This is a genomic window from Pseudarthrobacter sp. Hb11 (genome assembly GCF_059383655.1).
In genome coordinates, this window is sequence record NZ_JBWZCM010000002.1 from 160,090 (window position 1) to 178,794 (window position 18,705).

Annotated in this window: 11 protein-coding genes; 2 read left to right on the plus strand and 9 right to left on the minus strand. The window is 62.6% G+C overall.

The features are described from left to right. Positions 1-13: 13 nt before the first annotated feature. The 4 genes from AC50X7_RS04520 to glf are packed head-to-tail and all read right to left on the minus strand — an operon-like array spanning position 14 to position 4,810. On the minus strand, positions 14-763 hold the full coding sequence (locus AC50X7_RS04520; protein ID WP_307094533.1) for an ABC transporter ATP-binding protein: 750 nt from the start codon (positions 761-763) through the stop codon (positions 14-16). A 1-nt stretch (position 764) separates the two neighbouring features. Beyond that, positions 765-1,634, minus strand: a complete 870-nt coding sequence (locus tag AC50X7_RS04525; RefSeq protein WP_494977943.1) for an ABC transporter permease — start codon at positions 1,632-1,634, stop codon at positions 765-767. Continuing rightward, positions 1,635-3,626 carry a glycosyltransferase gene (locus tag AC50X7_RS04530; RefSeq protein ID WP_494977944.1) on the minus strand — a complete coding sequence of 664 codons (1,992 nt, stop codon included), beginning with the start codon at positions 3,624-3,626 and terminating at the stop codon, positions 1,635-1,637. It abuts the gene before it with no gap. Next, the gene (gene glf, locus AC50X7_RS04535) at positions 3,623-4,810 is read right to left on the minus strand and encodes a UDP-galactopyranose mutase (protein ID WP_494977945.1); all 1,188 of its coding nucleotides are present in this window, start codon (positions 4,808-4,810) and stop codon (positions 3,623-3,625) included. The genes AC50X7_RS04530 and glf overlap by 4 nt, the downstream gene beginning before the upstream one ends. A 242-nt stretch (positions 4,811-5,052) precedes the next feature. Here glf and AC50X7_RS04540 point away from each other — a divergent pair, with 242 nt between their 5' ends. Further along, a complete protein-coding gene (locus AC50X7_RS04540; RefSeq protein ID WP_494977946.1) occupies positions 5,053-9,135 on the plus strand; it encodes an FtsK/SpoIIIE domain-containing protein in 4,083 nt (1,360 codons plus the stop codon). 77 nt (positions 9,136-9,212) lie between these two features. On the opposite strand, the gene AC50X7_RS04545 is transcribed toward AC50X7_RS04540, so the two are convergent. Continuing rightward, positions 9,213-9,584, minus strand: coding sequence for a hypothetical protein (locus AC50X7_RS04545; RefSeq protein ID WP_494978243.1), 372 nt, complete (start codon positions 9,582-9,584; stop codon positions 9,213-9,215). 360 nt (positions 9,585-9,944) lie between these two features. Here AC50X7_RS04545 and AC50X7_RS04550 point away from each other — a divergent pair, with 360 nt between their 5' ends. Next, positions 9,945-10,193, plus strand: coding sequence for a WhiB family transcriptional regulator (locus AC50X7_RS04550; protein WP_015937605.1), 249 nt, complete (start codon positions 9,945-9,947; stop codon positions 10,191-10,193). A gap of 94 nt (positions 10,194-10,287) precedes the next feature. Here the strand turns inward: AC50X7_RS04550 and AC50X7_RS04555 are convergent, their stop codons facing one another. Genes AC50X7_RS04555 through AC50X7_RS04570 form a run of 4 tightly spaced genes read right to left on the minus strand, consistent with a single transcriptional unit; the run spans position 10,288 to position 18,645 of the window. Continuing rightward, positions 10,288-11,757 carry a sensor histidine kinase gene (locus AC50X7_RS04555; protein ID WP_307094528.1) on the minus strand — a complete coding sequence of 490 codons (1,470 nt, stop codon included), beginning with the start codon at positions 11,755-11,757 and terminating at the stop codon, positions 10,288-10,290. Positions 11,758-11,785: 28 nt separating this feature from the next. Then, positions 11,786-16,639: an NAD-glutamate dehydrogenase gene (locus tag AC50X7_RS04560; protein ID WP_494977947.1), complete on the minus strand. Its 4,854-nt coding sequence runs from the start codon at positions 16,637-16,639 to the stop codon at positions 11,786-11,788. A 57-nt stretch (positions 16,640-16,696) separates the two neighbouring features. Next, positions 16,697-18,004, minus strand: a complete 1,308-nt coding sequence (locus AC50X7_RS04565) for a CpaE/TadZ family protein (protein ID WP_494977948.1) — start codon at positions 18,002-18,004, stop codon at positions 16,697-16,699. Then, positions 18,001-18,645, minus strand: a complete 645-nt coding sequence (locus AC50X7_RS04570) for a hypothetical protein (protein WP_494977949.1) — start codon at positions 18,643-18,645, stop codon at positions 18,001-18,003. Before AC50X7_RS04570 ends, AC50X7_RS04565 begins: the two co-directional genes overlap by 4 nt. Positions 18,646-18,705 lie beyond the last annotated feature (60 nt).

Genomic DNA, 18,705 nt, shown 5'->3' on the forward strand with positions numbered 1-18,705 from the left:
CATGTGACAGGACTCAGGCTGCTGACCGTCGCCTGAGCTGCGCCACCACGTCCCGGACGGGTCCGTCCATCAACACTTCACCGTGTTCCAACAGGACACCGCGCTCACATACTGTGGAAACGAGGTCCAGGTCATGGCTTACAACAAAAAGCGTCTTGCCTTTGTCCGACAGTTCCTTGATTTTCGCAATGCACTTGCGCTGGAAGGGTTCGTCGCCGACGGCGAGGATTTCGTCAATAAGGAAGACCTCGGGGTCCGTATGTACCGCGATGGAGAACGCCAACCGGAGGTACATGCCCGACGAATAGAACTTTACTTCGGTGTCAATGAACTCACCGATCTCCGAGAACTCCACGATGGAGTCGAACATTTCATCGATGTGCTTCTCGGACATACCCAGGATGGCGCCGTTCAGATAAACGTTGTCCCGTCCGCTGAGGTCATGGTGGAAACCGGCCCCGACCTCGATCAGTCCTGCTACCCGGCCGCGCGTCCGCACTGTTCCGCCGTCCGGCTGCAGCACGCCTGAGATCAGCTTCAACAAAGTCGATTTGCCGGAACCGTTAAGTCCCATGAGAGCCACGGTCTCTCCCTGTTTTACTTCGAGCGAGACGTCCTTGAGTGCAAGGAACCTCTTGGAGAGATCGCCCTTGCGGCCCTTGACCAACCACACGAGAGCTTCCTTGAGGGAGCGGGTGTGCCGCAGGACGAACTGCTTCCGGAGTCCGGTGCAGCTAATGGCTACGTGGCCATGCGAGGTCATGTCAGAGCTCCTGGGCGAAGTGTACGGAAAGGCGGCGGAACATCAACTGACCAAGGAACAGGATGGCGAGAGAGATGAGCAGCGACATCGGGAGCCAGAAGCCCAGAAGGTCGGGGGGCATGGTGTCACTGACCACTTGGTCCGCCTTCAGCGTCGGTTCCCAGAAAGTCCAATGGAAGACCTCGACTGCGGTGGTGATCGGGTTCAGCTGGTAGACCCAGTACCAGGGCCCCATGACGCGCTCCACCATGGTCCAGACGTAAAGAACAGGCGAGGCCCAGGTGACAACCATAACGATCATGTCCACGATGTTCTCGGAGTCGCGGAAATAGACGTTGACGGCGCCAAACATCAGGCCCAGGCCGGTAGCCAGCACTGCCATCATGAAGAAGATCAGGACGGCCGCGGCCAGTTGCAGGATGGACGGCGTCCAGCCCATAACCAGGCACGCCGCGACCAGCACCAACAGTTGCGGCAGGAAGTGAGCGGCCGAGACCCACACGGTCGCCGCCGGAAACAACTCCCGCGGGAGGTAGATTTTCCGGATGAGGTCCCGGTTATCCACGATGGAACGGGTGGCATTGGACAAAGACTCCGTGAAGAAGTTGACCAGTACAATGCCCGAAAAGAGGTAAATGGCGTAGTTCGGTGTCCCTTGCTCAAGGTTCAGGAAGACGCCCAACGCGATGAAGTAAATGAGAAACTGCATCAGCGGTTTCACATAGGACCACATCAGCCCGAGCACGGATCCGCGGTAGCGGATCTTGATTTCCTTGCGTACCAGCAGCTTCAGAAGGAAGCGGTCACCGTAGATGTCGAGGAGACCCCGGCCTGTCCCGGGCTTAACCAGCTCATCAATCTGGCTCCCCATTTAGCGGCCTTCCTGGGAGTCGGCGTCGAACGTCTTCTTCCAGGCCGCCATCGAAGTGATCTCCGGAACTGCACGGCGGTACTGCTCAGCCAGCTTGTCCCACTCGCGGTAGAGCCGAAGGTGCAAACGGGTGGCCTCGGCCAGCATCGACTTAAGCTTTTTGGGATCACGGCGGTACCAGGAGGCCCCGGTGCCCTCGGCGTTGGACACAATGACGCTGTCGTAGTGGGCCAGCCGGAACCATCGGTTGTCACGGTGTGCCAGGAAGCCCTGCGGACGTTCGGAGCTCTCCGGCCCGGGGGTCTGCACCAGCTGCCGCGACACGGTCTTGATACCCCAGGAAACAAGGTCCTTTTTGCGCGGCATACCAATCGGAGCGCCCCCCATGGGGCCGCGGCCCAGCTTCGGCGCCGGGAAGTCGTCGACGTCGTCCTTCAACTGGGCGTCCGGGTATTCAGACTTCAGTGCATTGATCTCAGGAAGACGGGTGGCCAGGACCCCGTGGAGGTCATCGGGCCCCTTGAAAATATCCTTGAGTGCTTCGATCCGGCCGTGCTCGGTGAAGTACTGCATTGATACAAGGTGCTTGACGTCAGCCTGGACGGATTCCCTCAATACCCGCCCACCTTTCGGGTAGGGGCTGTGGATGAGGGTAGTGATCAGCCTGTTGCGTCCGTGGAAGTATGACTGCCATCCGACCATGTCGTCTTTGTCAGCCCAGGAGACGTGCCAAACCGCTGCGCCCGGCAGCGATACTGTCGCGAAGTTGGCCTCCCGGGCACGCAGACCGTACTCGGCGTCGTCCCACTTGATGAACAGCGGGAGGGAGAGCCCGATTTCTTCGATCACCTTTGTTGGAATGAGGCACATCCACCAGCCGTTGTAGTCGACATCCACCCTGCGGTGCAGCCAGGCAGTCTGGCGGAGGTTGGCGACGCTGAAGTCGTGGCGGAGCTCCATGTCGGCGTGTGGCTGGGCCGGCACAATCCGGTAAGGATCGACAACCTCACCGAAAGTGTGCAGGACGCTGCGGCTGTACAGGTCAAACATGTGTCCGCCGACGATTGTGGGCCTGCGGCAACGGTCGGCGAACGTAAGAAGCCGGACAATGCTTTCGGGCTCCACAACAATATCGTCGTCAAGCAGCAGCACGTAGTCGCTGCCGTTCTCCACGGCCTCGTACATGCCGCGGGCAAAGCCGCCGGAACCGCCCAGATTTGCCTGGTTGATCACCCGCAGCTTGCCCCCGAGGGACGCTTTTACTTCAGCGAAACCCTCCTGGTCCTCCACCTTCTCCGTGCCCTGATCCACAATGAGGATTTCCTTGACGTTGGTGAGGACGTCCAGGTTCTCCGCAAGGATCCGGGCGTTGTTGAGGCAGAACTCGGGCTTGTTCATCGTCGTGATTTCCAGGGTCACCTGCCCGTTTTCACGGGCGGCCTCCGCCGTCTTCCACTGTCCGCTTTCCAACACCAGTCCGTCGGTGGTGGCAGCGAGGTCAAACCAGTACCAGCCGCCGTCACCAAATGGTTTGAGCGATAGCTCGAAGACCGAGGTGGTATCCGCTTCAACGTGGCGCCCATCGACGCGCTGCACGGATCCTCGCGCATTTGACTTGTAGACAGTAACCGTACCCGCGCCGCTTGTCCTGACAACCAGCCGGATATTGCGCACAGAAGTCCACCGCCGCCAATAACTCGCGGGGAATGCATTGAAATAGGTGCCGAAGGAAATTTGCTCGCCGGCTCGAACCCGCATGGATGCCCGTGACAGTAAGTCCTCGAAGTGCGCCTGGCTCAGGACGGAGCTGAACATCTGCAGTTTGTCTTCGGGCAGCTTAGGCGAGCGCGCCAGTTCATCATTCTCCCGCAGACGGATACCACTCGCCGGACCGGCATCCACGTAGAGCGGGATGGTGTCTGTCTGGTCGGCGGAAGGGAGGATCACTCGCTGAAGAACGCTCCATGAGGACGCCTCTTCAGTAGTAGTCATGCGTCCACGCCTCCGCTTTCCAGCTGTACGCCGCTCTCAAAGTGCGGCCGTATCCTGTTGTCGAACATGCTCAGCGCGGACCCGATGGCCATGTGCATGTCGAGGTATTTGTACGTTCCCAGCCGGCCGCCGAACAGGACCTCCTTCTCCGCCGCTGCCCGGTCACGGTATTTGAGCAACCGGTCGCGGTCTGCAGAGGTGTTAATGGGGTAGTACGGCTCGTCGTCCTTCTCGGCGAAGCGCGAGAACTCGCGCATGATGACCGTCTTTTCTGTCTGGTACTCACGCTCGGGGTGGAAGTGGCGGGGTTCGATGACACGGGTGTACGCCACGTCATCGTCGTTGTAGTTCACTACCGACGTTCCCTGGAAGTCCCCGACCTCAAGGACCTCTTCCTCGAAGTCAATGGTGCGCCAGGACAAATCGCCTTCAGCGTAGTCAAAGTACCGGTCGACCGGGCCCGTGTAGATCACCGGGATGTTGCCGACAACTTTGTTTTTGCTGTACTCGTGCGACTCGTCAAAAAAGTCGGTGTTCAGCCGGACCTCGATGTTCGGGTGCTCGGCCATCTTTTCAATCCACGCTGTGTAACCGTTTGTGGGCAGGCCCTCGTACTTGTCGTTGAAGTAACGGTTGTCGTAGTTGTAGCGGACAGGCAGCCGCGAGATGATGCCTGCCGGCAGGTCTTTCGGGTCCGTCTGCCACTGTTTGCCGGTGTAGTGCTTGATGAACGCCTCATACAGGGGCCGGCCGATCAGCTGGATGCCCTTGTCATTGAGGTTCTGCGGATCAGTACCGGCAAGCTCGCCGGCCTGCTCCTGGATGAGGTCCCTCGCCTGGCCAGGGGTCAGGTTGGCGCGGAAGAACTGGTTGATCGTGGCCAGGTTGATCGGCAGGGAGTAGACCTCGCCCTTGTGCACGCCGTAAACCTTGTGGACATAGTTCGTGAAGGTGGTGAACCGGTTGACGTACTCCCACACACGCTCGTTGGATGTGTGGAACAGGTGGGCACCATAGCGGTGCACCTCTATACCCGTTTGCTCTTCTTTTTCGCTGTAGGCATTGCCGCCGATGTGGTGGCGGCGGTCGATAACGACAACCTTCAAGCCGAGCTCAGTAGCGGCCTGTTCTGCGATCGTCAGGCCAAAAAAGCCGGACCCTACAATGACGAGGTCAGCGGTCACAAAATCTCCTGGTTTGAATGCGGGCAGCGCAATGGTGCGCATTGTCTGCTGCTCTAGCCTACCCGAGGCACTGCAGGCGCCGTCGAATCCAGCGCCGCCGCAACCCGGCCCAGGACCAGGCTTGGGACTGGGACAGAACGGCGTCGATCTGCGCCCGACGTTGTCCACATACGGAAACTCTTTGAACCGAGGCGGCGCACCGCTGGCTAGCGTGGACTAAAAGGCCGTGAGGATTTGTACTGATGAAGTTCCATTGCACGCTGGTCCGCAGCACCGGTTCCGTGATGCAGGAAGCACCATGTGAACTGACCATCAACGCACCCGAAGGGACTGGCGGCGAAGTTGTCCATGCCCAGCTGATTCAGAAGTTCGGGACCGGGCCGATCACTATTCGCGGCCAAGACATCTGCTCGATGACCGTCGGTGCGGCCCCCTTTGTTAACGGCGCGGTTCTTGTGGACGGAACCTACGAGCGGAAGGTCCGACGACGGGCGCCGGCCGAGGACGCCCAGCTTGCACTGGCCGTCCACACCGGCGTCGGAGCTGGCACCGTTGTGCCGCTGCGGCGGGGTTCCTACACCATCGGCAGGAGCGGCACCCGCATAGTGATCCCCGACCCCGAACTCTCCCGAGAGCACGCCCGCCTCGTGGTCACCGAGACGGACATACTGATCATTGACCTGGACAGCGCCAACGGCATCCACGTCGACGGCGAACGGGTCCGAAACGCCGTCATCTCCACCGGCTCGAGCATCACCTGCGGCAACACGACCATGTCGCTGGTTTTTATGGACCTAACGGACACAGCACTGGCCGACGCCGGGACCTCCGCCCAGCAGCCCCTGATCGTCCCTGGCCGGATGGATACCGGCAACAGGGCGGCGCTCCTGCTGACCGCCATGCTTCCCTTGCTGATCGGGATAGGACTCGCCGTGCTCACCGGCATGTGGATGTTCCTTGCCTTTGCTGCCGCTTCCGCAGTGTCTGTCCTGGTGCCCCTCGCCTCAGGGCGCCGGCAGCGCCGCGACCTCACACGAGCCGTTGCAGCCGCCGTGGCAGAAGACCGGGAAAGACGACTCCGGTCCGGCCCCTCCCTCGCCATCCTGGCGCTGGCCGCTAATCAGCGGCAGGGCCCCACCTCTGTTTCCTCTGTCGGGGAAGGGGTTTGGCTGCGGGTCGGGGAGGCTCCGCAGCCAGCGAATGTGAGAGTCGAGCCAGCCGTACCATCGGTGGGCATTCCCGGCGTAGGCGCGGTTCCGGTGTTCCTGGACCCAGGAATCCCCAGGACAACCCTCCGCGGACCAGGTGCAGTGGCGGACGGCATCGTCCGTTCCCTGGTGATGCAACTTGCGGGCTACCCAAAGGGCCACGGCACGCGAGTTGTCATTTATGGTGAAGCAGCCCGCCTACCCCTGGGCGCCCGCTATGTGCCCGGCGTCATTCTCACCGCTTCTGCATCTGATCTTCTGCGCATTCTTAGCGAAGGCTTCGGGCGGAGCTATCAACACGGCGTACTCCTGCTGCTGCCGGCTTCCGGTACAGGGAACGACGACGGCGCTGTTTGCGTAAGTGCGGCGGCCCTCGGTTGGCAGGTCCTTGAGTTTCTTGTGGCCGAGGTAAATGGCGGCACCTGTGATGTAGAACTTGCCGAGCGAAAATCACTCCTGCGGCTTACGGCCCGCGACGTTGCCTTTGTTCCAGATCTGGCACCAGAGGACGTCTTCCTTAGTTTTTGCAGGCAGTTGGCCGTGCATACCGAACGGCCAGAGAACGAGGACCCTGCTGTCCCCGCTCAGTGCTCCCTCCAGGACGTGCTGCCGCTCGCTCCTCAGCATACTGAGGCCCGCTGGAATGCGAGCGCCCGGGATCACCGTCTGAACATTCCTTTAGGGCTGGGCCCCACGGGAACGCGCACCCTGGACCTTCAGGCCGACGGACCCCACCTACTCGTTGCCGGGACCACCGGCTCCGGTAAGTCCGAACTGCTCCGCAGCCTCACCCTGGCTTTGGCCCTCTGCCACCCACCCGAGCGGGTGAATTTCCTTTTTGTTGATTTCAAGGGCGGATCCGGACTCGGTCCCCTCACGGAACTCGTCCACTGCGTCGGGCTCCTGACGGACCTGTCCGCCCACGAGCTCGAACGCACGCTAACTTCTCTGCGTGCAGAAATCCGGGTGCGCGAGGAAGCGCTGGCCTCCGCACGGGTGCCGGATCTCACGGCATACCGGCACACCCGCGCTTCGCAGGATTTCCCACTCCCCCATCTGGTCATCGTCATTGATGAGTTCCGCATGCTCGTGGATGATGCCCCGGAGGCGCTCCGGGAACTCATGCGGATCGCAGCCATTGGTCGCTCACTCGGAATCCACCTGGTCATGGCCACTCAACGGCCGCAAGGAGCGCTAACTGCAGACATTCGGGCCAATGTCACCTCGAGCATTGCGCTTCGGGTGCAATCGGAGATGGAGTCCTTGGACATCATCAATTCGAAATGTGCCGCTGCCATCAGCGTAGATGCACCGGGTCGGGCCTTCCTGGCGCGCGGTACGGAGGCTCCCCTGCAATTCCAGACGGCATCCGTAGGACCAGCGCAGGGCGAGCCCGGCCCAACTGCGGCAGTAAAGGTACAACTTGCCGTGGACTGTCTTGCCTTCACCGGCTCCGTCGGAGCTGATATGTGTCTTCCCACCGGGCAAACGCCGGCCCAGGCTGCACGCCCACTGGTGGCGATGGTGCGGGACCTGTGGCTTGCACGGAAGGGACCGGCGCCGAGGCGGCCAGTCGCTCCTGCTCTCCCTTCCAACCTGACCACACCACACGAGGCCGCATCGTCGTTGCCGGCAGGTGGCTACAGGCCCTCAGCGCGGTCAATCAAGCTCGGTCTTCTTGACCTGCCGGGCCAGCAAAGAGTGGTGCCACTCGAGTGGGATCCGGCCGAAGACGGTCACGTGGCCCTCATAGGCGCTCCGTCTTCCGGTGCCACGGAGGCTCTTGCACTGGCTGTTATGCAGTTGCTTCTCCGCCCGTTCGAAGCACACGGTTACGTCCTGGATGCAGACGGTACTTTCCTGTACGCGGCTGCACACCCCGGCATCGGGGCGCATGCGGGCCTCCATGAGCTGCGGCGGGCCGTCCGCGTGCTCGAACGCTTGAAGAGGGAAATGACACACCGGCTGGGAAAAGGCGGCAAGCAGCACGATGACGCACTCTTGGTCCTCGTCATTTCCGGGTGGGGCTCGTGGATTTCGGCGTTCCGTGCCGGCCCCTTGGCCTGGGCCGAAGACCTCGTCCAGGACCTTGCCCGAGACGGCGAACGGGCAGGGATCATCGTAATGATTGCCGGCGATCGTGAACTCGTCAGCTCAAGGGCGTTCTCGTCGCTGCCCAACCGGCTCTACTTCCCCACCGGTTCCAACACTGACAGCCGGATAGCGTGGCCGCGCATGCCGGCAACGGCCGAACTCACGGGGCGCGCCGTGGCATTCGGCCCCGTCTCCCACGGAGTTCCGGCCGTTTGCCAGCTTTACAGCATCACGCCCCACTCTTGGGACTCAGGATCAACGGCCTTGCTGGACGACGAACAAGCAGGCCTTGACAGTGCGGAGAACGTCGGCAGCCAACAAACCAAACGCCCGTTCAAGGTCGAACAACTCCCGGCAGTGGTGGCAGCCAAAGACATACGGCCGACGGCACAGCCGGGGGTCATGGCACAGCCACCGCCCGACCGCACCCAACCAGCACCAACCCCGCGAGGCAGCAGGCGGCAGGACATCGTTCTTGGCGTGGGCGGTGACGAACTTGGGCCCAAGTCCTGCAGGCTGCAGGGGGCAGGAGTGCTCACCGTCCTGGGAGGAGCCGGATCAGGAAAGACCAACGTCCTTCGCGCGCTGCCGCTCATGAATCCGGACGCCGGTCCATGGCTTTATCCCCAAGATGGGACCGACCCGTGCGACTTCTGGAAGCGGGAACTTGCCACGGCAGCAGCAGGTGAATTGTCAAAGGGGAAGGTGGCGTTGGTTGACGACGCCGATCTCCTCCCCGCCGAAGCCATCCGGAATCTGTCGGACCTTAACGCGTTGGGCTACCCAATGGTCCTCACCGCGACCTACAGTTCCTTGCTCATACAACGCGTGCCGCTGGTCATGAGCTCCCGCTCGGCCGGCACCGGCCTCCTGCTCGCACCGCGCTCCCTGTCGGACGGTGATCTCTTTGGGGTCCGGTTCGAAGTAGAGGCCGACGCACCGCCCGGCAGGGCCGTGCTCGTCTCCCACGGGGTGGCACAAGGCATCCAGGTGGGCTGGGCTCCTCCCGGGGACGTAGCATGACGCTCCATGGAAGGAAATCAGTGCTCAAAAGGATGAGGAGCAGCGCTGCACATGCAACTGGTTTCCCGCCTACACGGTTAGAGGGCCGGCGTCACGCCCCCGGTCCGTGAGGCGAAACTGATGACCTTGTTGTGGAACAGCAGCACGATGGCGGTGACGGCCGGGACCAGCATCGCCATTCCAGCCAAAGGAAGACCGTTCGTCAGCGTGGGAAATCCGATGGTCAAAACGAACAACTGCGCCACCAGCGCAGCCGCCCTGGTCCACCGGTATCCCCGGTAAAGGAACAACGCCACGGAATACAGCCAAGCGGAGAAAGCCAGCAGCAGACCAAGGGTGAACACGGCGCCCCAAAAGGAAAGAACCGGGCTGCCCGCCGCCAACTGGTAGCCGTACCAGGCAGCAGCCGCCAACAGCGCTGTCGCCTCCGCCACCACAATCAGCGCCACCACGAGGACAGCTGCCGGCCGTGGCGGGCGCGCGCCCGCCTGCGGGTCCGGCGCCGGCCGCCCGGAGTCTTGGCCCGGGCCTTCTGAGTCGCTCGGCGGGTCCGTGGGGTCTACAGGGGGTCTTGACACACTGGCACCCTACCGGACATAGTCGGACAGTGGTGAGGGCCAATACCGCCACTGTGATGCATCGCTCAGCGTTCCCGGGATTTCAAGCCTTATTACCCCTTGTTTACACAGCGTTAACATGACAGGCTTGATTCAGATGACCAACGGGGCCCTGCCGGGCCCCTTTCCTTTGTAGCTACTAGTGAATAATTTCACAAAGGGCTTTTCCCAGAATTGGAGCAACTGATCAGCATGGATTGGCGTAACCGCGCAGCGTGCCTTGAAAAGGACCCGGAACTGTTTTTCCCCGTAGGAAATACAGGTCCGGCCCTCCTGCAGATTGAGGAAGCGAAAAGCGTCTGCCGCCGGTGCCCGGTAGTGGACACATGCCTGCAGTGGGCCCTCGAGTCAGGTCAGGATGCCGGTGTTTGGGGCGGCATGAGCGAAGACGAGCGCCGCGCCCTGAAGCGCCGGGCAGCACGCGCCCGCCGGGCTTCCTGATTCCCCGGCACACCGGCGTAAGCTAACCAGCATTTTATAAAAGGCCCTGGCCGCAACCGCAAGGTTGCCGCCAGGGCCTTTTGCTGTCCGCCGCCTACTTGGCTTCGAGGCTAAGACGGATCTGAACGGCAGTACCGCCGCCCTCACGTGGCTGCCACTGGATGGTGCCGCCGAGCTCACTTGTCACCAGCGTGCGGACGATCTGCAAGCCGAGACCCTCGACATGGGGCGTTTCGGGCAGACCCACACCGTCATCGGCGATAGTGACTGTCAACTCCTCCTCGCCCTCATCCCCCTCCGAACGGTCAGCCAGAAGCCATACAGTTCCGGTACGGCCCTCAAGGCCATGCTCCACGGCATTGGTCACCAGTTCATTGATGACCAGCGCCAACGGAGTGGCGAAGTCGCTGGGCAGTTCACCGAACATGCCTGAACGCTCGGTCCTGACCTGCTGCGACGGCGAGGCAACTTCTGCTGAGAGGCGGAACTGCCGCCCGATCAGCTCATCGAAGTCCACGCTCTGCGTCAGGCCCTGGGACAGGGTTTCATGAACCAGCGCGATAGTGGCCACCCGGCGCATCGCCTGCTCCAGGCCCTGCTTCGCCTCGTCACTGACCATACGGCGGGACTGCATCCGCAACAGCGCGGCTACGGTCTGCAGGTTGTTTTTGACCCGGTGGTGGATCTCGCGGATGGTCGCGTCCTTGGTCACCAACTCCATCTCGCGCCGCCGCAGTTCGGACACGTCGCGGCAAAGTACCAGTGCGCCGAAGCGCTGCTGCTCATCACGCAGGGGAATCGCGCGCAGGGACAGGCTCACCCCCCGGGATTCGATTTCGCTGCGCCACGGCATTCGGCCGGTCACCACCAGGGGCAGCGTTTCGTCCACCATACGGCGATCCTTCAGCAGGCTCGCGGTGACCTCGGCCAGCGAGCGCCCCTCCAGCGATTCCCCGTCACCGAGGCGCCGGAAAGCCGAGACACCGTTGGGGCTGGCGTACTGAACGATGCCCTCGGCGTCGAGCCTGATCAGTCCGTCACCCACACGCGGGGCGCCGCGGCGGGAACCCGTGGGGGACGCAAAGTCCGGCCACAACCCCAGGGTTCCCATCCGCAGAAGGTCGTACGCGCACTGCCGGTACGTGAGTTCCAGGCGGGACGGCATGCGCGAACTCGACAGGTCCATGTGCGTGGTGACTACGGCCAGGGTGCGGCCGTTCCGGACCATGGGAACGGCCTCCACCCGCAGCGCCATGTCACTGCTCCAGTTGGTTTCACTGGAACGCTCGATGGAGCGGCTGTTCCAGGCCTTGTCCACCAGGGGCTGGAGATCCGATCGGATGGGATCCCCCACGAAGTCGCCGTGGAACACGGTGTGCGTGGTGGAGGGCCGGACGTGCGCCAGCGCCACATACCCGTGGTCGGGGTGGGGGAACCAGAGCGCCAGGTCTGCGAAGGCCAGGTCCGCTACCATCTGCCAGTCCCCCACCAGGAGGTGCAGCCATTCGGCATCCCCCGGCCCGAAATCAGCATGTTCCCTGATGGGGTCCGTAAAGATTGCCACTGCACCTCCAATTGCGACGCCGGACTCGCTAGCGTCGAACGATTGACCTCAAGAGCCTCAATGCTACCGACAGTGAGGCCATGTCGTCGGCCTCGAGCGCATTGACCTCATCGAACATGCTCTTCGCCCTGCTCAACTGCTCCGCATTCCGGGCTTCCCAATCCTTCAGCCGGGCCTCCGGCGAGTCCGCAGAACTGGTGGCGTCCAGCACCGCCGTCGTCATGTCCGAGATGGTGGAGTACAGGTCATCACGCAACGCCGCCCTGGCCAGCGCCTGCCACCGGTCCTGCCGTGGCAGGCTGCTGATGCGCTCCAGCAGGGAATCCGCGTGGAAGCGGTTGAAGACCGTGTAGTAGACGGCTGCGATTTCCTCCACTGGGTCCTTCCGGACGCGGGCAATCTTGGCAATGTCCAGCAGGACAAAGCTTTCGAAGAGCTCGGCCCAACGCAGGGCCAGCCCTTCCGGCAGCTCCCAATCCCGCGCCTTTTCCAGCCAGCCGGCAACCCTGTCCCGGTCATTGCCGCGCAGGTACTCCAGCAGGCGGGCCCGCATGGGATCCAGGAGGGGTTTGAATTCGTCCACGACGTCGGCAATCGGCTGGGAAACACTGCCCTGCCCCAGCAGCCAGCGAACGGCCCGGTCCAGCAGCCGCCGGATGTCCAGGTGGACGGTGCTCCAGTGCTCGGTGGGGAACGAGGCCGGCAGGTTGTTCAACTCCTCCACCATCACGTCGAGCTCGTACACCTCCCTCAGCGCAACGAATGCCTTGGCTACAGCCACTTCCGAGGCCGACGTTTCTTCCATGGTCCGGAAGGCAAACGTAATTCCACCCATGTTGATCATGTCGTTGGCCACGATGGTGGCGATAATTTCGCGCCGCAGCGGGTGGGTGTCCAGCTCCGCGTCAAACCGTTCGCGCAGCTGCTTCGGGAAGTAGGCACGCAACGTCTTCCTGAACCAGGGATCGTCGGCCAGGTCGCTGTCCCGCAGGGCGGAGGTCAGCTCGATCTTGGCGTAGGCGGCCAGCACGGACAGCTCAGGCGAAGTCAGGCCCTGTCCCTGCTGCAGCCGCTCCCTCAACACTTCCGTGGTGGGAAGCGCCTCCAGCTCACGGTTCAGGTCAGCTTTCTTCTCCAGCCAGTCCATCAGCCGTTCGTAGCTCGGGCTCCACTCGGCCACCCGGGTCCGGTCATTCAGCAGCAGGATGTTCTGGTCAATGTTGTCTTCCAGCACCAGCCGACCCACCTCATCGGTCATCGAGGCCAGGAAGCCCGGGCGCTCTTCGGCCGACAGCTTTCCGGCAGCAACCATCCGGTCCACAAAAATCTTGATGTTGACCTCATGGTCGGAGCAGTCAACGCCGGCAGAGTTGTCGATCGCGTCGGTGTTGAGGATGACCCCCTGCAGTGCGGCCTCGATGCGGCCACGCTGGGTCATGCCCAGGTTTCCGCCTTCACCCACCACCTTGACGCGCAGGTCCTTGCCGTCAACACGGATGGCATCGTTGGCCTTGTCCCCCACGGAGGCGTTGGATTCGGTGCTCGCCTTGACGTAAGTGCCGATGCCGCCGTTATAGAGCAGGTCGGCGGGAGCCAGCAGGATTGCACGCAAGAGCTCCGGCGGGCTGAGCTCGGTTGTTTCGGCGGCAAGCCCCAGAGCTGCCCGTACCTGGGCTGAAACAGGTATCGACTTTGCCTGGCGGGGGAACACTCCGCCACCTTCGCTGATGAGGGACTTGTTGTAGTCCTCCCACGATGACCTCGGCAGTTCAAACAACCGCTGCCGCTCCACAAAGGAGGCTTCTTCGTCCGGGTTGGGGTCCAGGAAGATGTGTCGGTGGTCAAAGGCTGCCAGGAGCCGGATGTGGCGCGAGAGGAGCATACCGTTGCCGAACACGTCGCCGGACATGTCCCCCACCCCCACCACGGTGAACGGCTGGGTCTGCGTGTCCAGGTCAAGCTCGCTGAAGTGCCGCTTGACGGATTCCCACGCGCCCCGGGCGGTAATGCCCATGGCTTTGTGGTCATAGCCCACCGATCCCCCGGACGCGAACGCATCGCCCAGCCAGAATCCGTATTCCTTGGCCAGCCCGTTGGCGATATCGGAAAAAGTCGCAGTTCCCTTGTCGGCCGCCACCACGAGGTAGGAATCGTCGTCGTCGTGCCTTACAACGTCCGACGGCGGCACCAGCCTTTCGCCGTGGCTCTCGGTGACGAGATTGTCAGTGAGGTCGAGGAGTCCGCGGATGAAAGTTTTGTAGCTTTCGATGCCTTCGGCCATCCAGGCGGACCGGTCAACAGCGGGGTCCGGAAGCTGCTTCGCAAAGAAGCCGCCCTTGGCCCCTGTAGGCACGATGACGGCGTTCTTTACAGTCTGTGCCTTGACCAGGCCCAGGACCTCGGTGCGGAAATCCTCGCGGCGGTCGGACCAGCGCAGCCCGCCGCGGGCAACCTTGCCGAAGCGGAGGTGGACGCCCTCGACGCGCGGCGCGTAGACCCAGATTTCGAACATGGGGCGGGGGAAGGGCAACCCCTCAATTTGCGCCGGGTCGAGCTTGAAGCTCAGGTGGGACTTGTACTGGTAGAAGTTGGTCCTGAGCGTGGATTCGATCAGGTTCACAAAAGTCCGCAGGACCCTGTCGGCGTCAAGCGTGGCCACTTTTTCGATGGCTGCGGCTAGTTCTTCACGGACGGAAGCCTGCGCCTTGAGCCGTTCTTCTTCATTCAGGGAAGGATCAAAGCGGGCGGCGAAAAGCGCACTCAGCCCCTTGGTCACTTCCGGATTCGCCAGCAGGGTATCGGCCATAAACCCGAAGGAGTTGGCATTGCCCATCTGGCGCATGTATCGGGCATATGCGCGCAGCACGGTTATCTGGCGCCACTGCAGTCCCTCGCGCAGGACCAGCCGGTCAAAGGCGTCCGATTCAGCGGCGCCGGTGACTGCAGCGGAAAAGGAGTCAGCCAGCAAATGGCCCGTGGACACAGGATCAACTCCCGCCGGGTACTTCAGCCCCAGGTCGTAGAGGAAGAAATCCCTCCGGTCCGCCGTCTCAATTTCGAACGGCCGCTCGTCAAGCACCTCCAGGCCAAGGTTGTGGAAGAAGGGCAGGATCTGGCTCAGGCTTTTCGGTTCCAGCATGTAGAGCTTGACGCGTGCGTCCTCCTCCAGCGTCGCACCCGCTCCTTCGGGGAGGTAGACGTGCACGCCTGGCCGCTCCTGCTTGGCACCAGCAGTGCGCTCCGCCGTCGCGCCGTATTTCTCGAAGCGGGCAATGTCTTCAAGTGCATCCTCAACCTCGTAGTCCACGCGGTAGGTGGCGGGGAAGGCCTCGGACCAGATGGCGGCCAGCTCCTTGGCCTCGGCAACGTCCCGTCCTTCACGCAGCACCTCGGCGATGCCCTCGCTCCACGAGCGGGCGGCGCGAACCAGCCGCTTTTCCAGTTCCTCGGTGTTGACGTTGCTGACGTCCGCACCCTTGGGCAGGCGGATGCGGAAGAACAGCCGGGCGAGCGCGGACTCCGTCATCCGTGCCTCGTAGTCGATGGACACGGCCTGGAACGTCTCGCGGAGTTCCTGCTCAATGCGGAGCCGGACATTGGTGGTGTACCTGTCCCTGGGAAGGTAGACGACGGCGGACATAAACCTGCCGTAGATGTCCGGCCGCAGGAAGAGCCGGGTGCGCCTGCGCTCCTGCAGTTTCTGGATGCCAAGGGCTGTGGCGGCAAGGTCCGGAACCTCGATCTGGAAGAGCTCATCCCTGGGGTAGGTCTCCAGGATTCCCAGCAGGTCCTTCCCGGAGTGCGAGTCCGGCGGGAAGCCCGCGCTGGCCAGAACGGCATCAACCTTTTCCCTGACAATGGGTATGTTGCGGACGGAGCCGGTGTAGGCACTGGTGGCAAAGAGGCCAATGAAGCGGCGCTCGCCGTTGACGTTCCCTGCGGCATCAAAACTCTTGACCCCGATGTAGTCGAGGTATGCCGAACGGTGGACGGTGGAGCGGGAATTGGCCTTGGTGATAACGAGCGCACGCTTTTCTCGTGCCTTTTTCCGGCCCGTGTCCGTGAGGTGCTGGATGTGCGGTGAATCCGCGGCTGCGCGCAGCAGTCCCAGGCCGCTGTCTTCACGCAGCTCCAGGACATCTTCGCCGTCCACATTGACCAGGTCGTACTCACGGTAGCCAAGGAATGTGAAGTTCCCGTCGTCCAGCCAGTGCAGGAGGTCCTGCGCCTGGCGCAGCTCGGCGATCTGCGCCGGGTTCGCCACCTTGTTTAGGCTTTCCGCGATCTGCAGCGCCTTTTGGCGCATGTGCGGCCAGTCTTCTACCGCCGCCCGCACATCGCTCAGGACCCGCTGCAGGCCTTCGAGCAGCGCTGCTTTCGCTTCATCGGATACGCGGTTGATTTCGACTGCAATCCATGACTCCATGTGCGAGGCGTTTTCACCTTGCGCTATGAGGTGGGACAGATTCGGCATGGCAGCGGTATCGCCGCTGGAGATGCCCAAATGGGAAGGAACCTTGTTGACCTTCATCAGCGCCGCGGATTCCCTGTTGCGGGTAGCCACGAAGAGAGGGTGGACCACCAGTCTGATGGCCGCGTGCTGGCGGACGAGTTCAGCGTTGACGGAATCGACAAGGAACGGCATGTCGTCGGTGACCACGAAGACGACGCTGCTGTCCTCCTCGTCGACGATGGAGACGTTCGCCTGGCCTGGCTTCCGGACCGACGCGACGTTGCGGTGCGCTTCCGCGCGCGCGGTCAGCATGTCTGAGGGATAGCTCCGCGCATCCTCTTCGGCTAGGTGCTGATAGTAGTCCCCGATGAAGCCTTCATGGGCTTCAATGGAAAGGGGCTGATCCTCCACGCTGGATCCAGACGACATCGACACACGCCTCCATCACAAGATATTCGCTGCTTCCTTGCAGCTCTTACGGCGAGCCTAGTCTTTTAGCCTGCGGGCTGCTGTGGAAGAAAAGACAGAGGTTTTGGATTTTTGCTGGTCGGGTGCACAAACGAGTTGTGCGATGGCCCGACGAAGGGGAGAGTCAGGTGCCGCCTCCAGCAGCAGCGAACCACCCAGCAGGGCGGCGTCCGCCGCGGCACTGTCTTCAGGCAGGAAGGCTTTCAACTGTGACGCCGGTCCGAACCTTTCCCACGCGTCCTGCAGCTGCCGCTCGGGTACCCGGCCCACCGAGGAGGCCCTGACCTTGTTCATGACCACAATGGGCGCGGCTTGTGGAACAGCGGTTTCAAGCTCGGCCAAACCCCGCACGAGTCTTGGCACACCGACAGGATCGGCGGCCCCGACAGCGTAGACAGTGTCGGCTAGTTCAAGGGACCGCAAAGTAGCCGCGTTCCGCCGGGGAGCCATGGTGTCAAAACTCAGCTCCTCATCAGCCTCGAGGCAGAATCCGGTATCCACCACAACTACCTCTGCAATCTGCTTCGCCCGTTCAAGGACAAGAGCCAGTGCAGATGCCCGGAGCTCCGTCCACCGGTCCGCGCGGGTGATTCCAGTAAGAACACGGAAAGAACCGAGCTTTGTGGCCACCGGCGTGGCCACCCTTTTCAGCGCCTCCGCGTCCAGGAGCCCCTGGTCAGCCAGCCTGCATGCCTGTGCCAAACCGGCGGACTCATCCATCAGGCCCAGCACAGCCGCTATGCTCGCACCGTAGCTGTCGGCGTCCACGAGAACAACGGACTTCCCCTCGGCAGCGAGCTCGCCCGCGATGTTGGCCGCAACAAGGGTCCGTCCAGGAGCCCCTGCGGGACCCCAAACTGCGATGATCCGCCCTGGCCCCGGCTCCTCCGGGCTGCTTGGTGGTTCCACCGGAACCGGATGGAGGGCAGCGCCGGTGTCGGCGGCACTGCTCCGGTGCGCGCCCCGGGGTCCCCCGCCTGTCAGTTGGGCGACGGCCTCGGCAATCCCCTCTGACAGCACGGCGGATTCAACTCCTGTGAGGGCGGAAGCGACTCCTATACCCTGGAGCCTCGCCGCTTCCTCGGCCGAGTCGGTCAGGGCAATAATGGCGACACCAACCGCTCCGAGCCGGTCCACGAGCGAAGCGGTCAGGCCCTCGGAACCTTCGGCGACAACGGCGGCCCTCGCCAGTCCGCTTTGGCAGGCTGCCAGCAATTCGGCCAGTTCCGCGCATCTCCGGACTACAGTGACCGGACCGTGCAGGCGTTCCAGCCCACCGACCAGATCCTCGCGGCTCTGCCCGACGGTGACGACGGGAATACTCATCTGCTGCCGCCTCCGGGGTTCCACACCACAGAAATTTTGGCTTCATTCGCCTGCGCCCCCAGCAGCGCAGGCATCTGGTTATCCTCCACCAGCACCATCAACACGGTGGTACGGGACGACCCAAGGGCTGTTGAACCCTCAGTCACCTCGGCGATTTCAGCTCCCGGAAGCAGAAGTTTAGGTTCGCTAAAGCCATTGCGCGCATCGGGCTGGGCCACCCAGACATCGACCCTGGCGCCGGCCACTGCCTGCGCCGGAAGCGTCTCCTCGATGGCCAAGGCAACGGGCTTGCGGTCCAGTTCGTCCACTGCACCGAGGCTGGCCCGGGGAACCAGCTGGTCCTTGCCAATCCTTTGCACCGCCACCACGTTCTCCGGCAGGCCGGACTCGGCGCTAATGTACTGCGCCTCTGTCTCCCCCAGCCTGACCTTGGCCCGAACGACGTTCTCCGGCGTCAGCTTCTCGCCCACCGCTATGCCGTCGCGGGCCGCGTAAACCTCCGTGGTCCGGTCCGCGCTTCCCACCAGGAATACGACGCCCGCCACGGATGCCAACACCAGGAGAACACCTACCAGCAGGCGGGGGTCCTTCCACGAAGGTCGTTTCAGCCTTGCCGCCGTGGCAGATGACTCAGGAACCATTACCGTTTCTCCCCCTATGCGCCGGGACTGCTTGCTGTGACGGACTCCTCATTGTTACGG